The sequence below is a fragment of the Providencia sp. PROV122 genome, assembly GCF_028482365.1.
GTDB lineage: Bacteria > Pseudomonadota > Gammaproteobacteria > Enterobacterales > Enterobacteriaceae > Providencia > Providencia stuartii.
Genome location: NZ_JAMPQI010000011.1, coordinates 25,308 through 44,794, shown reverse-complemented (window position 1 = coordinate 44,794; position 19,487 = coordinate 25,308). Strand labels below are relative to the sequence as shown.

The 19,487-nt window shown below is 37.7% G+C and carries 15 protein-coding genes; 4 read left to right on the top strand and 11 right to left on the bottom strand.

Features of this window, described 5'->3' with window-relative positions; translation table 11 throughout:
- Nucleotides 1-2: 2 nt before the first annotated feature.
- Complete coding sequence (gene hrpA / locus PSE69_RS09510) at nt 3-3,893, bottom strand: ATP-dependent RNA helicase HrpA (protein WP_272675212.1); 3,891 nt, start codon at nt 3,891-3,893, stop codon at nt 3-5.
- A gap of 217 nt (nt 3,894-4,110) precedes the next feature.
- On the opposite strand from hrpA, the gene PSE69_RS09505 reads away from it, so the two are divergent.
- Nucleotides 4,111-4,710 carry an FMN-dependent NADH-azoreductase gene (locus PSE69_RS09505; RefSeq protein WP_004919558.1) on the top strand — a complete coding sequence of 200 codons (600 nt, stop codon included), beginning with the start codon at nt 4,111-4,113 and terminating at the stop codon, nt 4,708-4,710.
- Between the two features lie 48 nt (nt 4,711-4,758).
- Here PSE69_RS09505 and PSE69_RS09500 read toward each other — a convergent pair whose 3' ends face one another.
- From PSE69_RS09500 to PSE69_RS09490, 3 genes are read right to left on the bottom strand one after another with little or no spacing between them, the layout of a single operon-like run.
- Nucleotides 4,759-5,085: a YdbL family protein gene (locus PSE69_RS09500; protein WP_004919556.1), complete on the bottom strand. Its 327-nt coding sequence runs from the start codon at nt 5,083-5,085 to the stop codon at nt 4,759-4,761.
- Nucleotides 5,082-5,255: a YnbE family lipoprotein gene (locus tag PSE69_RS09495; RefSeq protein WP_004919554.1), complete on the bottom strand. Its 174-nt coding sequence runs from the start codon at nt 5,253-5,255 to the stop codon at nt 5,082-5,084. Before PSE69_RS09495 ends, PSE69_RS09500 begins: the two co-directional genes overlap by 4 nt.
- A gap of 50 nt (nt 5,256-5,305) precedes the next feature.
- Nucleotides 5,306-7,897 (bottom strand): YdbH family protein, encoded by a 2,592-nt coding sequence (locus PSE69_RS09490; RefSeq protein ID WP_014658308.1) that lies wholly within the window; start codon nt 7,895-7,897, stop codon nt 5,306-5,308.
- Nucleotides 7,898-8,129: 232 nt separating this feature from the next.
- On the opposite strand from PSE69_RS09490, the gene PSE69_RS09485 reads away from it, so the two are divergent.
- Together PSE69_RS09485 and PSE69_RS09480 are read left to right on the top strand one after the other, a co-directional pair.
- Nucleotides 8,130-9,128, top strand: a complete 999-nt coding sequence (locus PSE69_RS09485) for a 2-hydroxyacid dehydrogenase (protein ID WP_272675211.1) — start codon at nt 8,130-8,132, stop codon at nt 9,126-9,128.
- A 16-nt stretch (nt 9,129-9,144) separates the two neighbouring features.
- Nucleotides 9,145-9,582, top strand: coding sequence for an META domain-containing protein (locus tag PSE69_RS09480; RefSeq protein ID WP_014658307.1), 438 nt, complete (start codon nt 9,145-9,147; stop codon nt 9,580-9,582).
- A gap of 101 nt (nt 9,583-9,683) precedes the next feature.
- On the opposite strand, the gene grxB is transcribed toward PSE69_RS09480, so the two are convergent.
- Nucleotides 9,684-10,322 (bottom strand): glutaredoxin 2, encoded by a 639-nt coding sequence (grxB, locus tag PSE69_RS09475; RefSeq protein ID WP_042116564.1) that lies wholly within the window; start codon nt 10,320-10,322, stop codon nt 9,684-9,686.
- 1,292 nt (nt 10,323-11,614) lie between these two features.
- Here grxB and PSE69_RS09470 point away from each other — a divergent pair.
- Nucleotides 11,615-11,929, top strand: coding sequence for a helix-turn-helix domain-containing protein (locus PSE69_RS09470; protein WP_004919544.1), 315 nt, complete (start codon nt 11,615-11,617; stop codon nt 11,927-11,929).
- Nucleotides 11,930-12,068: 139 nt separating this feature from the next.
- On the opposite strand, the gene PSE69_RS09465 is transcribed toward PSE69_RS09470, so the two are convergent.
- The 6 genes from PSE69_RS09465 to PSE69_RS09440 form a co-directional block, all read right to left on the bottom strand.
- Nucleotides 12,069-12,686 carry a fimbrial protein gene (locus PSE69_RS09465; protein ID WP_004919541.1) on the bottom strand — a complete coding sequence of 206 codons (618 nt, stop codon included), beginning with the start codon at nt 12,684-12,686 and terminating at the stop codon, nt 12,069-12,071.
- A 12-nt stretch (nt 12,687-12,698) separates the two neighbouring features.
- Nucleotides 12,699-13,706 (bottom strand): fimbrial protein, encoded by a 1,008-nt coding sequence (locus PSE69_RS09460; protein ID WP_004919539.1) that lies wholly within the window; start codon nt 13,704-13,706, stop codon nt 12,699-12,701.
- Nucleotides 13,697-16,186: a fimbria/pilus outer membrane usher protein gene (locus tag PSE69_RS09455; RefSeq protein ID WP_040133104.1), complete on the bottom strand. Its 2,490-nt coding sequence runs from the start codon at nt 16,184-16,186 to the stop codon at nt 13,697-13,699. The genes PSE69_RS09460 and PSE69_RS09455 overlap by 10 nt, the downstream gene beginning before the upstream one ends.
- Before the next feature lie 9 nt (nt 16,187-16,195).
- Nucleotides 16,196-16,897: a fimbrial biogenesis chaperone gene (locus PSE69_RS09450; protein WP_004919535.1), complete on the bottom strand. Its 702-nt coding sequence runs from the start codon at nt 16,895-16,897 to the stop codon at nt 16,196-16,198.
- Between the two features lie 70 nt (nt 16,898-16,967).
- On the bottom strand, nt 16,968-17,552 hold the full coding sequence (locus tag PSE69_RS09445) for a fimbrial protein (RefSeq protein WP_004919533.1): 585 nt from the start codon (nt 17,550-17,552) through the stop codon (nt 16,968-16,970).
- A 1,549-nt stretch (nt 17,553-19,101) separates the two neighbouring features.
- The gene (locus PSE69_RS09440; protein WP_004919531.1) at nt 19,102-19,269 is read right to left on the bottom strand and encodes a hypothetical protein; all 168 of its coding nucleotides are present in this window, start codon (nt 19,267-19,269) and stop codon (nt 19,102-19,104) included.
- Nucleotides 19,270-19,487: the final 218 nt, after the last annotated feature.

Here is a 19,487-nt window from a genome sequence, read left to right as displayed (position 1 = left end):
TATCAAAGTGACTGACTTAAATTTTCCATTGATTGAATAATCCGTTTATCCGAAATCGGATACGGCGTACCAAGCTGCTGTGCAAATAGGCTTATACGCAACTCTTCGATCATCCAACGGATCTCTTGTACTTCCGGTAATTGTTGTTGTACTGGTGTCAGTTTCGCCTTCCATTGCTGCCACATTTGTGTCACATGCTCCACTTTACTCATTTGGGCACGGTCTCTATTAGGATCAATCGCCAGTTTTTCTAATCGGCGCTCAATACCATTCAAATAACGGAGCACGTCAGGAAGCCGTTTCCAACCATGTTCAGTGACAAAGCCTTTAAAGACTAAGTTAGACATCTGCCCTTTTATATCCGAAAGTGCCATTGCCATCGCAAAGTCAACGCGTCCTTTTAAGCGTTTATTGATTGCAAATACCGCAGTGAGTATTTGCTCAACTTGTTTCGCGATTTGTACAACTGCATCATTGAGTTCAGCCCGCACAAACTCTTGTAACTTGCCAAACCCATCTTCCGTCCACACAGGGCCACCATAAGTCGCAATGAGTTGATCAACACCACAGGCGATACAATCATCGATTAACTCTAAAACTTTTCCATACGGATTAAAATATAATCCCAGTTTAGATTTGTTCGGGAGTTTTTCATGTAAGTATTTAATTGGCGATGGAATATTCAGTAACAGTAACCTACGTACACCACCCCACATCGCTTGTTGTTGTTCAAATTCGGTTTCGAAAACGCGGATCCCAACACTGTTTCTTTCATCCACTAAGGCCGGATAAGCCTTAACAGAATACCCTCCTCGTTTCTGTTCGTAACGTTGAGGTAACTCACCAAAGCTCCAGATATGTAAGCCGCTTTGTTCAATGCCATCATCAACCACTTCGGAAAGGGTTTCTTGTACCTTTTCTTTGAGCCGATTTTTCAATTCATCCAGATCTTGACCTTCAGCGATGGTTTTATTTTTTTCACCCACTACGCGGAATGTCATTTTCAAATGGCTAGGTAGTTGGTCTAATTGCCAAGCATCACGTTCAACAGTCACCCCTGTCATGCGACGTAATTCACGCTCAAGCTTATCAAGTAGGCTACCATCTGGTGTCGGTACTCTTTCAAGAAATGCCGCGGCATAATTAGGTGCAGGCACAAAATTCCGACGTACAGGCTTAGGTAATGATTTAATCAACGCAATAATCAGTTCTTGACGTAACCCCGGAACTTGCCAATCAAAACCAACATTGTGTACTTGGTTTAAAATGGCTAATGGGATATGCACTGTCACCCCATCTGCCTCCGTTCCTGGCTCAAATTGATAACTTAAGCGGAATTTCAGCTCACCTTGATGCCAAAAGTTTGGATAATCTAGCAATGAAACGTGCGCCGCATCCTCTTTGATCAACATATTTTTTTCAAAGTTCAGGAGGTCGGGCTGCTGTTTTGAAGCAACCTTCCACCACTTATCAAAATGGCGAGTAGAGATCACATCATTAGGGATACGCTGGTCATAAAACGCAAACAAGGTTTCATCATCAACCAAAATATCACGACGACGAGACTTGTGTTCTAAATCTTCAACTTCCGCCAATAGCTTACGGTTTTCCCTGAAAAATGCGTGACGAGTAACCCAATCCCCTTCGACCAGTGCATGACGAATGAAAAGCTCGCGACACAATAAGGGGGCGATTTTCCCGTAATTCACTTGGCGCGCGGCGACGATCGGTAATCCATACAAAGTGACCTTTTCAGAGGCCATCACAGCACCTTGCGATTTAGACCAATGAGGTTCGCTGTAATGGTGCTTAACAAGGTGCTCCGCTAACGGCTCTATCCATTCAGGCTCAATAGTTGCAGCCACCCGCCCCCATAATTTTGACGTTTCTACTAACTCGGCGACCATTGCCCATTTTGGGGGCTTTTTAAATAAACCTGAGCCGGGGAAGATAGTGAATCTTGCATTCCTAGCGCCTGTAAATTCTGGCTTTTCCACATCTTTTTGACCGATATGAGATAGCAGCCCAGCAAGTAATGATGTATGAATACACCGGTAATCTGCCGCTGCACTATTAATTGGAAAACCTTGCTCTTTAACAACTTGCCTCAATTGAGTATAGAGATCTTGCCACTCTCGAATGCGTAAATAGTTCAAAAAATCTTGGCGGCACATTTTTCTAAATTGCGCATTTGATAAAGCGGTTTGCTGCTCTTTTAAGTAATCCCACAGATTAAGGAATGCTAAGAAATCAGATTGTTTATCGTGGAAGCGGCGATGCTTTTCATCTGCTGCTTGTTGTTTATCTAATGGGCGCTCCCTTGGGTCTTGAATCGATAATGCCGCCACAATCACCATGGTTTCCCTGACTGCCCCTAGCTTTCTCGCTTCTATCACCATTCGAGCGAGACGTGGGTCAACCGGTAGTTGCGCCAATTGACGACCAATATCCGTCAATATATAACCGCGTTCACTCTGTTGATGCACCTGAATAGCCCCAAGCTCTTCTAATAACTTCACGCCATCTTGAATATTACGTTTATCCGGAGCTTCGACAAATGGAAATGCGCTAATATCTCCTAAGCCAATTGAGGTCATTTGTAAAATAACAGACGCCAAATTGGTTCTTAGTATTTCAGGATCGGTAAACTCTGGGCGACTTAAAAAGTCCTCTTCAGAATATAAACGAATACAAATACCATCAGAAACACGACCACAGCGACCTTTACGCTGATTTGCTGAAGCTTGGGAGATCGGTTCAACAGGTAAGCGCTGCACCTTGGTTCTAACACTGTAACGGCTTATTCGCGCATAACCAGTATCAATGACATATTTGATGCCAGGCACGGTCAAAGACGTTTCAGCAACGTTAGTGGCTAAAATAATTCGCCGCCCACCATGTGGGTGGAATATGCGATTTTGTTCACTATTCGATAGCCTAGCAAATAGCGGTAAAATTTCGGTATGGCGCAATTGTAATTTTGACAAGGCATCAGCGGTATCGCGGATTTCTCGTTCACCGCTCATAAAGATCAAAATATCCCCTGAGCTTTCCTGCCCAAGCTCATTTACAGCATCAATGATGCCATCGATTTGATCGCGGTCGCTGTCATTATCATCCCCCATAATCGGGCGATAACGCACTTCAACGGGATAAGTTCTCCCCGACACTTCAATAATGGGTGCCTGATTAAAATGGCGAGAGAAACGTTCAGGATCGATAGTTGCTGACGTAATAATGACTTTTAGATCAGGACGTTTAGGTAATAATTGGCGCAGGTAACCTAAGATAAAATCGATATTTAGGCTACGTTCGTGGGCCTCATCGATAATGATCGTATCATATTGCAGCAGTAACCTATCATTTTGCAGTTCTGCTAACAAAATGCCATCTGTCATTAATTTGACTTGTGTATTATCACTCACTTGATCACTAAAGCGAACTTTATAACCAACAATAGTTCCGACTTCGCTTTCAAGCTCTTGAGCTAGACGGGTTGCTACCGCACGAGCGGCTAGTCGCCTTGGTTGTGTATGACCGATTAGCCCTTTAACGCCTCGCCCTAATTCCAGACATATTTTGGGGATCTGAGTCGTTTTACCGGACCCTGTTTCACCCGCGATGATCACCACTTGATGCTGTTTTATCGCATCATAAATAGCTTGTTTTTTCTGACTAACAGGAAGATTTTCTGGATAGACGATTTTAGGTGGATTAAGCAGCTTGTTCGAAATTTTTTGTTTCGCTGTTTCAACATCCGCTTTTATCGCATTCAGTACCGCAACTCGTGATTTTTCATCACGAATTTTAACTATTCCTTGAAGACGCTTTTTCAGTAACCGTTGGTCACGTAATGAAGTTTGTCCAATATCAGCTTCTAAGGCTGTCAGCATGGATTCCACTTTTTAAATCCTTATTATTTAACTATTTTATGCCATTTTGTTGAATATAGGCTGTCATTACCATCATGATAAAAACGCCATCAATACCACAGAATAAATGGCAACATCAATTTTTTTGATATAACTCTTCTAAAATTCTTTCTTTCATTGATGATTAAAATCTGTATTATTAATTACGATATAAATCAATGAGTTTTAAGGTAAAACGATGAAAAAAGTATTGTTGTTGAAATCAAGTATTCTGGCAGACTATTCACACAGTAACAAAATGGCAGATTACTTTATTGAACAATGGCAAGAAAAAAACCCGAGCGATAGCATAACCATCCGTGATCTTGTCAGCAACCCAATTCCAGCGATTGATGCGGAAATTTTAGCAGCTTTCGCACCAGGCGACAGTAAAACTGAACAGCAGAAAGCGCATTTAGCATTATCTAACCAATTGATCGATGAAATCAAACAACATGATGTGATTGTCATTACTGCGCCAATGTACAATTTGAATATCCCTTCCCATCTTAAAAATTACTTTGATTTTATTGCAAGAGCGGGAGAGACCTTTAAATATACTGAACAAGGCTCAGTCGGTTTATTAGAAAATAAACGTGCATTTGTGTTAACCAGCCGAGGTGGCATCTATAAAGATACGGCTTCTGACATTATTGTTCCATTTTTAAAACTGTTCTTAAACTTTATCGGTATCACCGATATCGAATTTATTTTTGCTGAGGGTACTGCATTAGGTACTGAATCGGCTGAAAAAGCACAGCAAGATGCTCGTCAATGCATCGATACGGTTATCGCTTAACCGCAATTGACCTCACAATGATGTGCGTATGAACAAATCATGCGCATATTATTTTTTCTTCAACCATTGACCATTAATACCGCGTACATACTCCCCACTCGCGGCTCTTTCAACGAGTTTCTGCCCCGCTATTTTACCCACATCCCTAGTTTTTAGATTGTTTTTCTTCGCAATTTCACTGTATTTGATTTCACGCTCACGGTTAATTTCAGTGACAAGCTCATCAACTTCCGCATTACCGTGGGTAACTACCGCTAAATAACCCGATAATGTTTCACCAACTAACCCTTGATTTTTTGCCTCATCAACGGTTAGTGCAGCAGCCGAAAAAACAAATAAACCGGATATCATCAACGCTTGGAAAATGGTCTTCATTGTGCTTCCACCTTACCAAAAAGATCACTATTTTCTTTAAGTAAGTCTTCAACTTGCTTATCAGCTTTAATGAGTATTTCGTGCTCAATTTTAACATTCATGTTGATATTAATGGGTTTATCAGGTGTCGCTACCTCAACCCGCAAACAACCTGTCAGCATCATTGCCATCAATGTAAATACACTCGTCGCGATTATTTTCACTGTTAATCCTTATTCCTTTAGATATTTTTTTCCAGCCACTCTTCTAAGTTACTGCCAAAACGTAGGCTACGCCATAATTGGAAGATATTCTCTTCATGTGTGTAATTTAAGTGGACTTCTCTTTTTTTAGATTCTTGAGGATTAAAACCTTGGATAATGGTTTTCATTGTCAACAAGCCTAAATTGGTGATATTCACATCGGTACGGCTGCGAGAAATTTCCAAGTATTGCAACCAACCTATCGCTGCTCCTGCAGACATATTATCAGCCTTAATTGACTCAACAAACTGAGTATCAAGACGCAAGGCCAACGGGCCACTATTTTCTAACCAACCATTTTTAACGATCCACTCTGGATTATTAAGGTAAAAAGGTAATTCCCCATCAACGCGACCAGAGGCCGCAAACTGAGTTACTTTGAGTATGGTAAATAATCGGCTTAATTCAATTTGATGTAGTCTGATTGTGGCTGGCTGTTTTTGTGGCCAACGGAGTAAATCAAGCTCTACCTTCCCCCCTAATAAATTAAAACCAACTTGGCTCAATTTTAATGGCATTGCATCTGTTGGCGGGTAAGTACCTGATAAATCGGCTCGAATATCGGTTAGTTCAAACAAATTATTTAATTGCTTGATACGTAATTGTACAGCCGATTTTTCACCTAACGTCCATGTGCTATTTTGTAATTTCCAAGGTAAAACGAAATCTAAGCCACTCACTTCACCATCTTTAAGCCACATTCCCGTATTTTCTACACGCCAGTGCCCTCCCGCGATAAAACCGGTTTCTGGATCAATCGAAAAAGCGGCTTGTGAAAAAAGTTTTCCTTCACGCAAGATGATCCCTAAATCATTTGGGATCAATGTTTGGAATGCGCTCACTGATTGTTCTGGCCAACGCGCTTGCCCCCGAAAACGTTCGCCATCCCATCGACTAAAAATAACAATTGGCCCTACGTCTTTAGTACTTAAATCAGCTTTTAACTGAAAATCAGCCGGTGATTTACCTTTTAGAGCCGCATTAACAGTCGTTTTAGGCAAATAGCTTGCGGCTCCAAATTGCATTCGGTTACTGGTAAGTTGGAGTTCACCTTGGAAGTTCTCTTTAGCCGGATCACGTTGCCAAAATAAAGGTTTTGTTAAAATAAGGCGTGTTGCCGTCATCGAAAGCAAACCATATTTTATTTGGTCAAACCCAGTGTTTAACGTATTTAGGGTAATTAACGAATCTTGCCAACTACCTTGCCCTTTGATATCCCAATGCGCCGCTAAAGCCGGTAATTGTGCATTTCCCCAATAATTCCAAAACCACTTACCTTTATCAAATATAAACTTATTCGCCTGACCATCTAAATGAATGGCGAAATCCCCCCAATACTGCTCTTTCACTTTTAAAATAGCTTGGAGGCGCCCGGTGATCCCTTCCGCACTCAATGAAGTCCCCGCTAAAGGTAAGCGCGCTTCTTGTAATAGTAGCGTCGGTGAAACACGCCCATAAGCTCGTAAGAGTGAGCCGGGAAGAAATGAAATTGCGGGCGAAATTAATTGACCCGATATTTTTGACGGCAAGTTGATATCTAAAACCATATCATCATATTTCAATTGCCCATTTAGCTGAAAATGAATATCTGCATCGAGTAAATTAATTTTATTAGCTGGTAAATTTAATACTAAATTCGCTTTACCTTTTTGAGCCTCGGTCATCATATTAGTACGCCCACTAATCACCATGTCACTCAGGCCCGACTGCCAATTCTCTATTTGTAACGAAATACCGCCATGTAATGGAACCTCACTCTCTTCCCACTGCCAACGCCCATCCTCAATACGGATCATGTTGGCTGACACTTGCCAAGGCAAATGAAAAATTTCTTGACCACTTTGCTTATCAAATAAAGACAATGTGCCTTGATCATCCAGCCACCGCAATTTCGCATACAGGGATTTGCTTGGCTGAGTTAATAAAAATTCAGCAAAGAGTATGCCTGATGTCGGAAGTGATTCTGTCGTTAGTGGTAAGCTTAACTCGCCATCGAGTTCAAGGCGCTGCTCTTGTTCTGGTAATTGAACGGAAAAATGTTCAATATTGAGTTGATGGTTAGCAGTGATATTGGTTGAAAAAGATAATTTATCACCACGATAATCTAAAGCTAATGGCGTCCCTTCATTTCGATACAGCCAAATACTGCCTTGATACTCTTCCCAAGGCGATACCTTGGCATTTTCAATGACCAATGAAAATGAAGGTAAGTTATCAATCAATTCAATCACCGATAGTGGTGTACTTTCGCTATCTTTTTCATCTGAAGACAACTGACTTAAACATTGATTATCTTCAGTTAACTCATTAATTGCTAAATGTAATGGAAAAAGCGAAAAACGGCTCTTTTTAGCATCAAACCACAAGCAGTCGCCTGCCTTCAATTGTATGCTATCAACAATTAATTGGTCATGACGATATACAGGCTGGCTAAATGACAGCGTCACGTTTTCGGGTAAATAAGATTTTGCAACAATAGGAAGCCAACGGGTTACTGTGACCCATAAAATAGATAAGAGCACAACGCATCCTACAACGCTTAAGAGTAATATTTTAAGTGCCCTTTTCATCAAACAGCTTCCTTGTTTTATCTATATCGATTGTGAATATTGGTGCTAATCAAGATCGTTATATCTTTAAACGACTACAATCACCAATTAAAGCGCAATAAAGGCGCGCTTTCAGTATTTTTTTGATGATTTACTGTAATAATTATCTTATTCTGACCTTAATGCTTGGTAGCCACTTTTTTAGCTACCCCTTATTTTGGGTTCCTAACGAATAGTACACGGAGTTTCTTAGATGAAAATCGTTTCTTACAGTACTAAACAGTATGATCGTAAACATATGGATCAAGTCAATCAAGGATCCGAGTTTGATTTTAATATCGAATACTTTGATTTTCCATTAACAGTACAAACAGCAAAAAATGCTGTCGGCGCTGATGCCGTATGTATCTTTGTTAATGATGATGCTAGCCGTGAAGTATTAGAAGAGCTTGCGGCGCTTAATATCCGCATTTTAGCATTACGTTGCGCAGGTTTTAATAATGTTGATTTAGTCGCAGCACAAGAGCTTGGGATCCAAGTTGTGCGTGTGCCCGCCTATTCACCTGAAGCAGTTGCCGAACATGCCGTGGGGATGATGTTATGCCTTAATCGTCGTATCCACCGAGCCTATCAACGTACCCGAGATGCTAATTTTTCTTTAGAAGGGTTAACGGGCTTTAATATGCATAACCGCACTGTCGGTATTATCGGCACGGGTAAAATTGGCCAAGCCGCGCTGAGGATCTTAAAAGGGTTTGGTATGCGTTTACTCGCCCATGACCCTTACCCAAATCAAATGGTCCTCGATTTAGGTGCAGAATATGTGGATTTAGATACTTTATACAAAAATTCTGACATTATCTCTTTACACTGCCCTCTCACGCCCGAAAATCACCATTTATTAGATGAAAACGCATTTAATAAAATGAAAAATGGCGTAATGATCATCAATACAAGCCGTGGCGCTCTCATCGATTCTGTTGCAGCCATTAGTGCACTTAAAGCACAGAAAATTGGCTCTCTTGGTATGGATGTTTATGAAAATGAACGCGAATTGTTCTTTGAAGACAAATCGAATGACGTTATCCAAGATGATATTTTCCGTCGCCTTTCATCATGCCATAATGTGCTATTTACGGGTCACCAGGCTTTCTTAACGGAAGAAGCATTAACCAGTATCAGCGAAACAACTTTAGGGAACATCCGCCAACTTAATAATGGCGAAGATTGTCCTAACATTGTCAAAGCCTAATAGAGGCAAAATGATAATGAAACGGATAATCCCTTTAACACTATTGGGTTTTTTATTAGCAGCCTGCCAAACCCAAAATGTGAGTGCTGATAACAGCGATAATGTGACTGAGCAACAGTTAATCCATCATAATTTTGTACTAACAGAGGTTGATGGGCACCCCATCGTTGGTAAAGTCGGCGTTCCTAGTTTGTCCTTTGGCGAAAAAATGTTTGTCTCTGCCACTATGTGCAATGATTTTCATGGAATGGGTCGGATCAATAATGCAACGCTTGTTGTTAAGCATCTATCCAAAACAGAATTAGAGTGCGTTGATGAAGACTTATCAAAATGGGATCCATTAATTAAACGTATGCTAACCGAAGGTGCTGATATATCCTATAATGATAAAAAGCTTACTTTGTCACAAGGTAGGTATAAACTGGTTTATGTTTTGAAAGATTACGTTAATTAATTTTTCTTTATTTTCAAGTGACGACTAATTAAAAATCCCATTATTTGTCATGAATAATGGGATTTTTGCTTGATAATAACACGGTTTCAAAATAGCTAACTTTACCTTGCTTGTGAAAACAGCAGGGTTACCCCCGTTATTTGAGCGATATTTTTCATATAATTCAGTATAGTGGTGCTAAACGGTAAGTCATTCACTATTGATAAACTGCGCAATAAAGGGAAGATAATAATATCATCCATAATATTGTTGCTATTACGCGTTTCTAACCATGCATCTAAAGCATCCATATGTGGTTCAAGCTCCACAATTAATGTATGCGTTTCTTTTAATAACGTATTCAGATCACCAAAAGCACTCTCTTCCCTTTCAATATAAGCGGCTCTCGCCTCTGGGGTCCTTAGCTCAGGAAAATCGGCTTGTGTAAAACGTGGAACAACCAATTTATATACTGTAGTTGAAACGGTGTTATACCATTTATCAATCTCTGGAGAAACAGCATGTTGAGCGATTGCTGGCTCTACTAGCTGATCGACATAATGAACTATATCTAGACTCTCTGGTAAATAGTCACCATCATCTTTTTGCAAAATAGGCAACATTTTGCGGCCAATCATTTTGGTTGGCGTCGCTTTATCATCTTCCATCAAAAATATCTGCTCTACAGCGATTTTTTTAAATCCGAATATCATTCTTGCTCTAACACAAAACGGACAATGATCATAAAGATAGAGTTTCATTATAAGATCCTCTTCATTTAAGTGGTGACAATCATATTGATTATTATGTTAGTATAGCGAAAGGCATGGATGTAACAAAATTGTAAAATTCATTAACTTTAAGTAACCCACCACTAAATCTGTTCTAACCGATGAGTTATGCAAGATATTTATCAGCGAACCTCTTCATTTCGCCCTTTTGTGAACATTCAATTTTGTTACAATTTGCAGTAATTCAGGCCAATATCACCGACTTCTACCACTGTATTATACCATATATACAGCATAAAAAACTGGTCTAATCAGATCAATTAGTCTATAACTTCAAAAAACACCTGAACAATGGCGTTAGTTGTTAGTATGCGCTACCAGAAATGTATGTTTACACATTACATCATTTTTAATATTTAAGTTCAGTTATACTAAAACTATAAACACATATTTACCAATAGAGTTTTATCAATTAATTATGGCGAAACTGCTTTCTGTTAGCTTTTTTACATTAATAGTTATTTTTACTATGTCATTAGGGATCTATGATGAGCTTATCTATATCTTGCATTTTTTTGTTATTAAAATGTAATTTATATTACTCTCCTTCTGATTAGAATGAAGAAATAAGTAATTGATTATAAATAGATTTAATAATTACAATCCTTTCTAGCACTCCCCTCTCAAGACCGTAATTACAGTTAATTGATTAATTTCATTATATACTTATTGAATTTTTTCATTCTACTTTATTATTATTTTAATAATGTATTATAAGCATACGTATATTTACCACGTGAATTTTTATTCAATAATCCTCCGTAAAACAGCAATAAACATTAAATTTCCTTAATATTAATTAATGTTAATATTTTTATATACCAATGAAACCCTCAATAAAAATACTTACCGTGAAAATTAATAGCTTTTTAGATACATATCACTAACATCTAAGGTTATATATTAGAGAACGACATATCCATAATCGAGTATCGATAAAAGAAAAAATGAATAAGGTTTATTTAAATATAATCAAGCCTTAAAATAATCAAATACAAAAACTAAAAAACAAAAAGTAAAACAATTAATTTATATCAAATGTTTATATAGTAATATTTCTGTTATAATTATTATTCTCATTTTAATTAACACATGAGAACACTTACTAATATAAATTGTAAGGTCTTTTCAATATATGGCTTAGCTAAATTAAATAACCGATATATTGAAATTAATTGTTTTTTTAAGATTTTATATATTGTATAATTTTATAATGCATTAGCATTATACTCTACAATCCCTTTATCAATCGAGGGTGTCACATGGACATTCATTATTTTATTGGAATTAAGATAAAAACACGGCGAAAAGAATTAGGCCTTTCGGGGGCTGATTTAGCCAAAAAATTAAATATCAGCCAACAGCAAGTCTCTCGCTATGAGAATGGAATCAATAAAATACCTCTAAATCACTTAGTTAGCATAGCGATTGCGTTGAAATGCCCTATAGACTGGTTCTTTCAAGGATGTATTACTGAAGAGGATTACTCTATGCAAGATGAAACAATTAATATTAAGAGTCAAGAGCTAAAATATACAGCAGAGAGTGTTATTATTCACTCTAAAAACTCGCTCTAATATTTCAATCTATATTATTACATTTATGATACATCTGTAATTAGACAATTATATTTCAAACCTAATCACCTAAACAAAAAAAATAACATAGCGATTAAATCGCTATGTTATTTTTATTTAACCTACATGTTTTTATATGTTAATTATACTGGATTTCATATGTCGCATAACTTGCCATCAACCCAGTTGTCACATCACTCGCCTTCTCTGCTGTGTAACCAATATAATATTGGAAAATTGCATCCTTATTATCCGATATTTTCGGCGTGACTTTAAGTTGCTGAGGATCTGCTGGAATAATTTTATTATCAGCATCTAGAATCGTGTTATTATTGATGGATAATGCAAAGTTAATATTTTTTGCACCATCAACTAACATATTTTTCAGAAGCCCCGCAGTTTCAAAGTTTGTTTTCGGCACCAAGTAACCATCCGCCCAAGTTACACTGATTTTATTGAGATCGGCATCAACAACTTCACCATTATGCTCAACAGATTGACATTGTGATAACTTGATAGTAAACATTTTTGATTTTAAATAGGCACCACCTTCACTATTATGAATTTCCATAAGTGAAATTGGAGCAAGATAGATATTCGCATCACTTCCTTGGTCATTCACGGAAACTACACACGAAACATCAACAACTTTACCCGCAAAAGATACCTTGCCTTCATCATAGTTAGTTTCAAAAGTTGGTAATGCATTTGCATAACCTACCGCTGAAAAAAGCATCAGTATTATCCAGTTTTTCATTGGGCTCCCCTATTAATCATAGGTTATGTTGAATTGCATCACAGCCTGCACATCACCAGCAGTCACTTTGTCTCCATACTGGTAATAGCGAGCAATATAGTTCGTATTAATATATTTATCGAGTGCAGTTGTTAACTCCCCAACCTTATAACTCTTACCCCAAGTTAATTTTACTCCCTTGTCGGTAAGAACTTGCACACCAATACCTTGTGCCGGGGACGATTTTGCAGTGTTATCCAGAACCCCATCTTGAGGGTTGGTATTCGGTGCATTTCTTCCATAGAAACTCATGTTTACAGAAACCGAATCGGGAGAAATACTCACTCCACCATTACACATTAAATTAATAGGGAACTTTTTCTCACCCGCAGTAGTTCCTCGACCTTTAAAATCGGTGCGCTTAACCGTATCTAGATGAACATCTTGGTTTTTACCTGTCATAATTTTACAAGATGGCGATACAATGGTAATGGCATCAGCCGATAAATAAGTAATAATCGCTGGTTCAACTGAATTAGGTTTGTAACCATAACGAGTATACTCACCTTGGGTAATTCGCCCTGAGCCTGTATTTTCTGCTGTCTTAATGATTTGTAACTTAAATGTTGAGCCAGCTAAATACACATTGATCTTTTGTCTATTACTCCCACTAACTTTAAACGTATCTGGGTAGGTCATTGCTACAGCCCCCATACGTTGGAAACGCAATCCTATCCCTGGGATATTCGTGTTATAGACTTTATTTGGCCCCTCAGTCAGCCCCTTTGCTGTTATAATGGCATCTAAAACAGTGCCACCATAACACTGTGCCCAATAACTGCCAGTTTCCTTCATCGGCCATGTTTTTTCTTGTATCACACTACCTACAGGAAGATCTGGGGAGACAACCACTCGGCCAAATTGCATGTCGATATTCTCGGCTGGAACCCAACTATTTCGGGTGCATGTAGCATACGCGGGGATACTCGATAGCACTGCTGCCAGTGCTATTCCATTACGTAAAATTGTGTTTATCGACATACACTATCCTTACTGGTTCCTGCTTCCAGAGAAAATACACATTGCCCATTATCCCATTTCACAATAGCTTCTTTGGCATCTTCGTTACTAATAAATACCGTGCCACCTTGTCCGACAACACCAATTGACTCACCTTCAGCGTTAGTCACTTCCGCGCCAAATGGCATTGGCTTTTTATCGAGACGCACAACGTTAAAAGTCCGATTACGTTCAACTTTAGTGCCAAATTTCACCTTAACAATACTGCCTTCATAAGGAACGACTTGGCTTGATGTGTTTTCGAACACGATATCTTCAGCACTGCCTTTAGGGTCAATTTCAATATTATTAATACGATAAGGTCGTACATATGGTGCTAGTGCATAACCACCTCGATTGACGCGTACACCTGGAGCACTGATAATTGAAGCGCCTTCTGCACCTTCGGCTTCAATCAACGCCATTGTCGTTGCAGTATTTGGTGTGAGTACAACGCCCCCTGAATGCACAACAACAGAGCCATTCGCACCAACGCCAAATTGGCGATAACCTTGCCCTTGACTATAATTAGCATTGGTATTGACATAAGGAGTACGATAACCCGTATTTACTGCAACACTGTGTTCACCACCTCTAGCCGTTGAGGTATTTAGCCCATAAGTCCAGTTATTCTCATCATCTAGTGCCCCATTAACACCGAGCTGAGTTGAGCCAAATTTCTCATTATTAAATACGGTGTTTGAGGTTAATGTGGTACTTCTGCTGTCACCAAAATAGAGTGGAATATTTAGGTTTAGGCTAATACGGTCGTCTTTCTTTCCATGTGAGTTATTATTATCCGAGTAGACTCGCATAAAATTAATGGAATAAGAGAGGCGCTGATATTGGTTGTTATAACTAAACTGATACTGTTTCTCAGTGCCAGAACGTTCCCAATAACTTGATATACGACCTGTAAAATACAGCCCACCAAATCCATCCGGTAAGTTTTGGTTTACTGTATAGCTAAAACCATTTTTTTCACGCCAACGGTTATTTGAAAGACCACGTTTATCATAATCGATCGCATACAGCGCATCGTTAACATTAAAATAGTCTTTCGTTGAATAACGATACGCAGCCAATGAAATATTGGTATCAGTTTGCGATATCAGTCGGTTAAAAGTGATACGATAACTTTGGCCATTATCGGTTCGATGTTTTAACGCAGTTCGAGATTGCGTCACGTCCAGTGCTAACGCACCAATCCCCGTATTAATACCAGTACCAACTAAATAAGCTTGGTAGTCATCAAATGCCGTAACACCACCATAAAGTGAAAACGTATTATTTAAGCCGTGTTGGATCGTACCTTGCATAATATAAGGGCGATGATGCAAACCATCGGTATCAGACTTACCAGCAGCGACTTGATAACGTGTAAAGCCCGGACGTAACAGTTGTGCTAACGATGAATATGGCACACTGAAAGTACTTTCACTGCCATCTGCTTCCTTAACGGTGACGTTTAGGTCATTACCGTAACCGGATGGATAGACATCATTTAAAATAAACGGCCCTGGTGGTACTGAAGTTTGATATATGATCGAGCCATTTTGGCGTACAGTGACTAATGCGTTACTTTGGGCAACACCACGAATTTCAGGTGCATATGATGTCATTCCATCAGGATACATGCTGTCATCTGTCGCAATTTTTGCACCACGCAAGCTAATACTGTCAAACAGATCGCCATCAGTATAAAACTGACCTGCGGTCATTTTTGACTTCATACTTGCAATAGGTCGTTGTAAATAAGTTTGGTTGCTGTTCCAACTGGTGCTTCCTGAACGTTGCCAACTTAAGTTACCGATATGTTTTAACAACCAGCCATCGAATGATAACCCTGCATTTAATCCTAAATACGCACTGGCATCATTTTGCCCCTGAGCTCCGCTCGTATGATTATCATAATAGTTAGCCATATAGGCTACATTAAGTGCTGGTATTCCTTTTTCCCAGAATTGTGGCGCAACATACCCGCGTGATAAACGTTGTTCATAAATTTGGGGTACTGAAATATCTAGACGTAAATTAGATGAGTGAAATTTATCATTCACTTCACTCAAATTATTCCACTCTTTAAGAGGTAAGCAGGTGGATTCTTGTGAATTTAGTTGTGGGTTTAATTTTTCTGCATCAACACCAAAATTGCTCAACATAGCTGGCGTATAGCACACACCTAAATTCCCATCTTTTTGTTGAACAATATTTAAATCATAGCGTCCTTTCCAATTATCATTGGTATACACATCAACAGAATATTTACCTTCACTAATTGGAGCAGTATTGAAGCGTTCTAAATCAACATTATCTTTGCTGCCTACTATGAATCCACTGTTAAACTCGTAGGTTGTGCCTTCCGCCCCCCACGCGTAAAATGTTGGCATCATACATACAGTGACAAAGCAGGTCACAGAGAGTGTATTACTATATTTATTTATTAACTCTCGCTGTTTCATTTTTCTGTCCTATTTAACAGTTGTTTTAACTGCTATGTCCGCCCCATAATCATTGATATTGTTCAAAACAATGTTTTCACCTGCTTTAATTGCTTTTTTCAATACCACTGAGCTCTGGCTTTTTGGTGCCACCATAACCGCTTTATCAGTTAACCCATTTTTTCCATCTGTAGAAATTTTTGTAATGGTAATAAAAAATGGTGTTGGGTTATTTATAGTCAGATTATTTCCATTAGCACTCACAATTAGTTTTTCAGGTGCTAATTCACGGCTACCTAAACCTACAGGACGATAAATAAATTTAAAACGAGAACGAATTGCCAGTTGTAAAAAGTTTTGATCTTCTTTTCCTGCAGTTCGGACTGTCGGTGGAATATCTAAAATATTCAGCCACCATAAACTTTCCTTATCTTGTGGTAGTCCATTTTTATCCATTAATTTAATACGGAGAGTTTGACCACCCTTAGCATCAATACGAGATATTGGAGGCGTAATTTGAAATGGTGTTTTTATTGTATCTGGTGTTTCAGATGCATCACCGGTATCTAACCATGCTTGTGCGACAGCTGGTCTATCCGCGGTATTATTTAACTGCACTGTAATTTCTTTTTCATTTCCAGGATAAATAAATCGTGTGCCGTTAACAATAATGTTGTTCGCTAATGAAGATGCACTGAAAACGAAGCAGAAGAATAAAACAATTGCTTTCATTTGAACCTCTAAATAAAAGCGGCAGTTAACCTACCGCTTAGATAAATATTACTTTTAAATTAATTTAATATTATTCGTAAGTAATTTCGTAAGTTGCATAGCTTTCTACGATACCGCTGCTAACAGTATCTGGCGTAGAAGTTGCGTAACCTACGTAATAAGTGAAACGTGAACCGTCAGCAATATCAACTGTTTTTGCTTTAGGTTGAGTAGCACTAGTTGGGTTGATTTTGGTTTTTAAATCAGGATCAGCATTAGTTGCTAATACTAATTGAATATTTTCAGCACCCGTTGAATCAGTGTTAGCTAAATAACCTTCGTTTGCACCAGAAGCACCTACTAATACGTTACCACCAGTCCAGTTAACATTTAATGTAGTGTCATCAGCTGTACCTTGACAATTAGTCACGTCAATAACAAATGATTTTGGTTTCAGGTAAGTATTTGCACCTGCATCTTTAACTTCTTTTACTGAAACAGGAGCCAAATAAACTTTAGCGTCACTACCTTGGCCGTCAACAGAAATAGTACAAGAAACATCTGTCACTTTACCGTAAAAATTAACTTGGCCACCACCAGCGTTTTCAGTTGCAGCGTAAGCAGAAGATGCACCAATAATTGCAGTAGCAATTGCAGTCAGTAATACTTTTTTCATTGTCATTTCCTAATATGAGGGTTTTTATTATTACACTAAACAGAACTTATTAAGCACCTAGTCTTTTAATAAATAATTAGCGTAGGGTGTTGACCATATGTTTAATATGGTTACACATTTATTTCCGTGTATTTAAGCTACTGCTAATAATTTAATTAAAAATATAGTTCTATCTTAATCAGTCCATTTTTAGAATTAATAATCATAACGTGGTCTATATGATTTCGGAGAGAGGATACATAAAAACTTAAATTACATCAAATCGTTTTTATCATGAGATACAATAAAATTTAATAGCCTTAGCCTATCAAACAACTGCTATTAATCGAAAAACCTTATTGAATATACACGATGTATTACTCGTTTTACGCTAATTTATCAAATTGATTGTTTGTTTTTTATTTTTATGTTTTTAACAAATTCTAAAAAATGATCTTATAGTGATATTTTATAAAAGAGATAAATGCAAAAACTATTCTAAATAAGATTATCCTTATTGTGACTACTTATTCTAAATTTATATACTCAAAATAAATATTAGTCTAAATATGATATTTGGGTTTTAAATAATATAAATTAATTTTATGTTTATTCATTGATGGAATTAATTCTCATTTGAGAATATATTTATGATATAACGGTAATACATCATAATTGGATTATTTACTCATGTAAGGAGTAAAACAATATGATTATATGGATAAAGGTGTATTTTTAGATTAAAAGCAAAACTTAAGCGATAAATCAGAAAGTAATAGGCTTTATTTTGATCTAGTAAGTAGAATAATTACTTGTGATTTGACTATATTTCAAAAGTTCTTTTTATTTCGCTATTTTATTCCTTGCCTAGCACCCAAAATGCGCTAATGAAGAAATAACAAAGGTTACTTATTGTTAGTAAATGTTATCAATTAATTTGATGTATGCACATTTTTTCTTCATATTTTTTGATCTATTCAATTTTTTTTAAATGTGTAACCATTTGATAACTAATGTTAAAAAATAATTTACCCTCCCCTCTATTGAGACTTAACTCAGATATCAAAACCATCCTTAAGAATAGTCCTAAAACTCACCTAAAGAGTATAAATAGCTTTTTATTTCACCAGCGCTGAACAAAAAAGATGCTCAGTTAAGGTTAGTTAGATCACTTTGCGCAATAATCTATCTAAAGATAACAAGATTAATGGAGCGAATAAGCCTGTTTAATGCAACTTATTTAGACCATAACATAAAGCACACATCGTATATTGAATATCTGTTATCGTAAGAAGTGAGAGTTAGATCTCTTTCAACTACACACACCGATCAAACTTTAATCGACATTGTTGTTAAGTTACTACTTTCATATTGTTAGCGACCAATCAATTAAAACTACCGTTAACCTCTTTAACAGCACCTTACAAAATTGCTGACTTAAACTGCTACATTCCATTAATGTGAATGCAATTAACCTACTATTAGCCATAAAGTTAATTGCATTCAACGCCTTTATTGACTGAGATATACCATGCAAGCCCATTTTGTAGAGAATAAAATCATTACTCCGCTAGGCGGGTTTACCTTCAATATTCTTATTGTCTGGGTTATCGGGGGCTGCAAATGCGAGCTCTTTTAACCAGTCTGAGAGAATGGGCTTAGTTTTCTTAGCGTCAAGCTCTGCTCTTTCTTGCTTAGTGAGTCTAATAACCACAACTTCTGTTTTCATTTGATGCATTTTGGTCTCCTCCCTTTAGAGGCTTTACCATGCCATACTCAAGAAAAAGATAGGTCTTAATTACTTAATTTTACAAAAATAGAAGATAGCAATACAAACGACTACCAGAGTGGCATATTGATGTTGCTATACGCTGGTTATGTCATTTTCCGAGTGATAGGTTGGCGGGGCAATCAATGATGCTCAAATAGAGATGATGGAAAATTATAATAATTCTC

Coding starts and splice junctions, on each gene's coding strand:
- PSE69_RS09470 (WP_004919544.1), top strand. CDS start 11,615: ATGGACATTCATTATTTTATTGGAATTAAGATAAAAACACGGCGAAAA.
- PSE69_RS09485 (WP_272675211.1), top strand. CDS start 8,130: ATGAAAATCGTTTCTTACAGTACTAAACAGTATGATCGTAAACATATG.
- PSE69_RS09495 (WP_004919554.1), bottom strand. CDS start 5,255: ATGGCAATGATGCTGACAGGTTGTTTGCGGGTTGAGGTAGCGACACCT.
- PSE69_RS09450 (WP_004919535.1), bottom strand. CDS start 16,897: ATGAAAGCAATTGTTTTATTCTTCTGCTTCGTTTTCAGTGCATCTTCA.
- PSE69_RS09460 (WP_004919539.1), bottom strand. CDS start 13,706: ATGTCGATAAACACAATTTTACGTAATGGAATAGCACTGGCAGCAGTG.
- PSE69_RS09490 (WP_014658308.1), bottom strand. CDS start 7,897: ATGAAAAGGGCACTTAAAATATTACTCTTAAGCGTTGTAGGATGCGTT.
- PSE69_RS09455 (WP_040133104.1), bottom strand. CDS start 16,186: ATGAAACAGCGAGAGTTAATAAATAAATATAGTAATACACTCTCTGTG.
- grxB (WP_042116564.1), bottom strand. CDS start 10,322: ATGAAACTCTATCTTTATGATCATTGTCCGTTTTGTGTTAGAGCAAGA.
- PSE69_RS09440 (WP_004919531.1), bottom strand. CDS start 19,269: ATGCATCAAATGAAAACAGAAGTTGTGGTTATTAGACTCACTAAGCAA.
- hrpA (WP_272675212.1), bottom strand. CDS start 3,893: ATGCTGACAGCCTTAGAAGCTGATATTGGACAAACTTCATTACGTGAC.
- PSE69_RS09480 (WP_014658307.1), top strand. CDS start 9,145: ATGAAACGGATAATCCCTTTAACACTATTGGGTTTTTTATTAGCAGCC.
- PSE69_RS09500 (WP_004919556.1), bottom strand. CDS start 5,085: ATGAAGACCATTTTCCAAGCGTTGATGATATCCGGTTTATTTGTTTTT.
- PSE69_RS09465 (WP_004919541.1), bottom strand. CDS start 12,686: ATGAAAAACTGGATAATACTGATGCTTTTTTCAGCGGTAGGTTATGCA.
- PSE69_RS09445 (WP_004919533.1), bottom strand. CDS start 17,552: ATGAAAAAAGTATTACTGACTGCAATTGCTACTGCAATTATTGGTGCA.
- PSE69_RS09505 (WP_004919558.1), top strand. CDS start 4,111: ATGAAAAAAGTATTGTTGTTGAAATCAAGTATTCTGGCAGACTATTCA.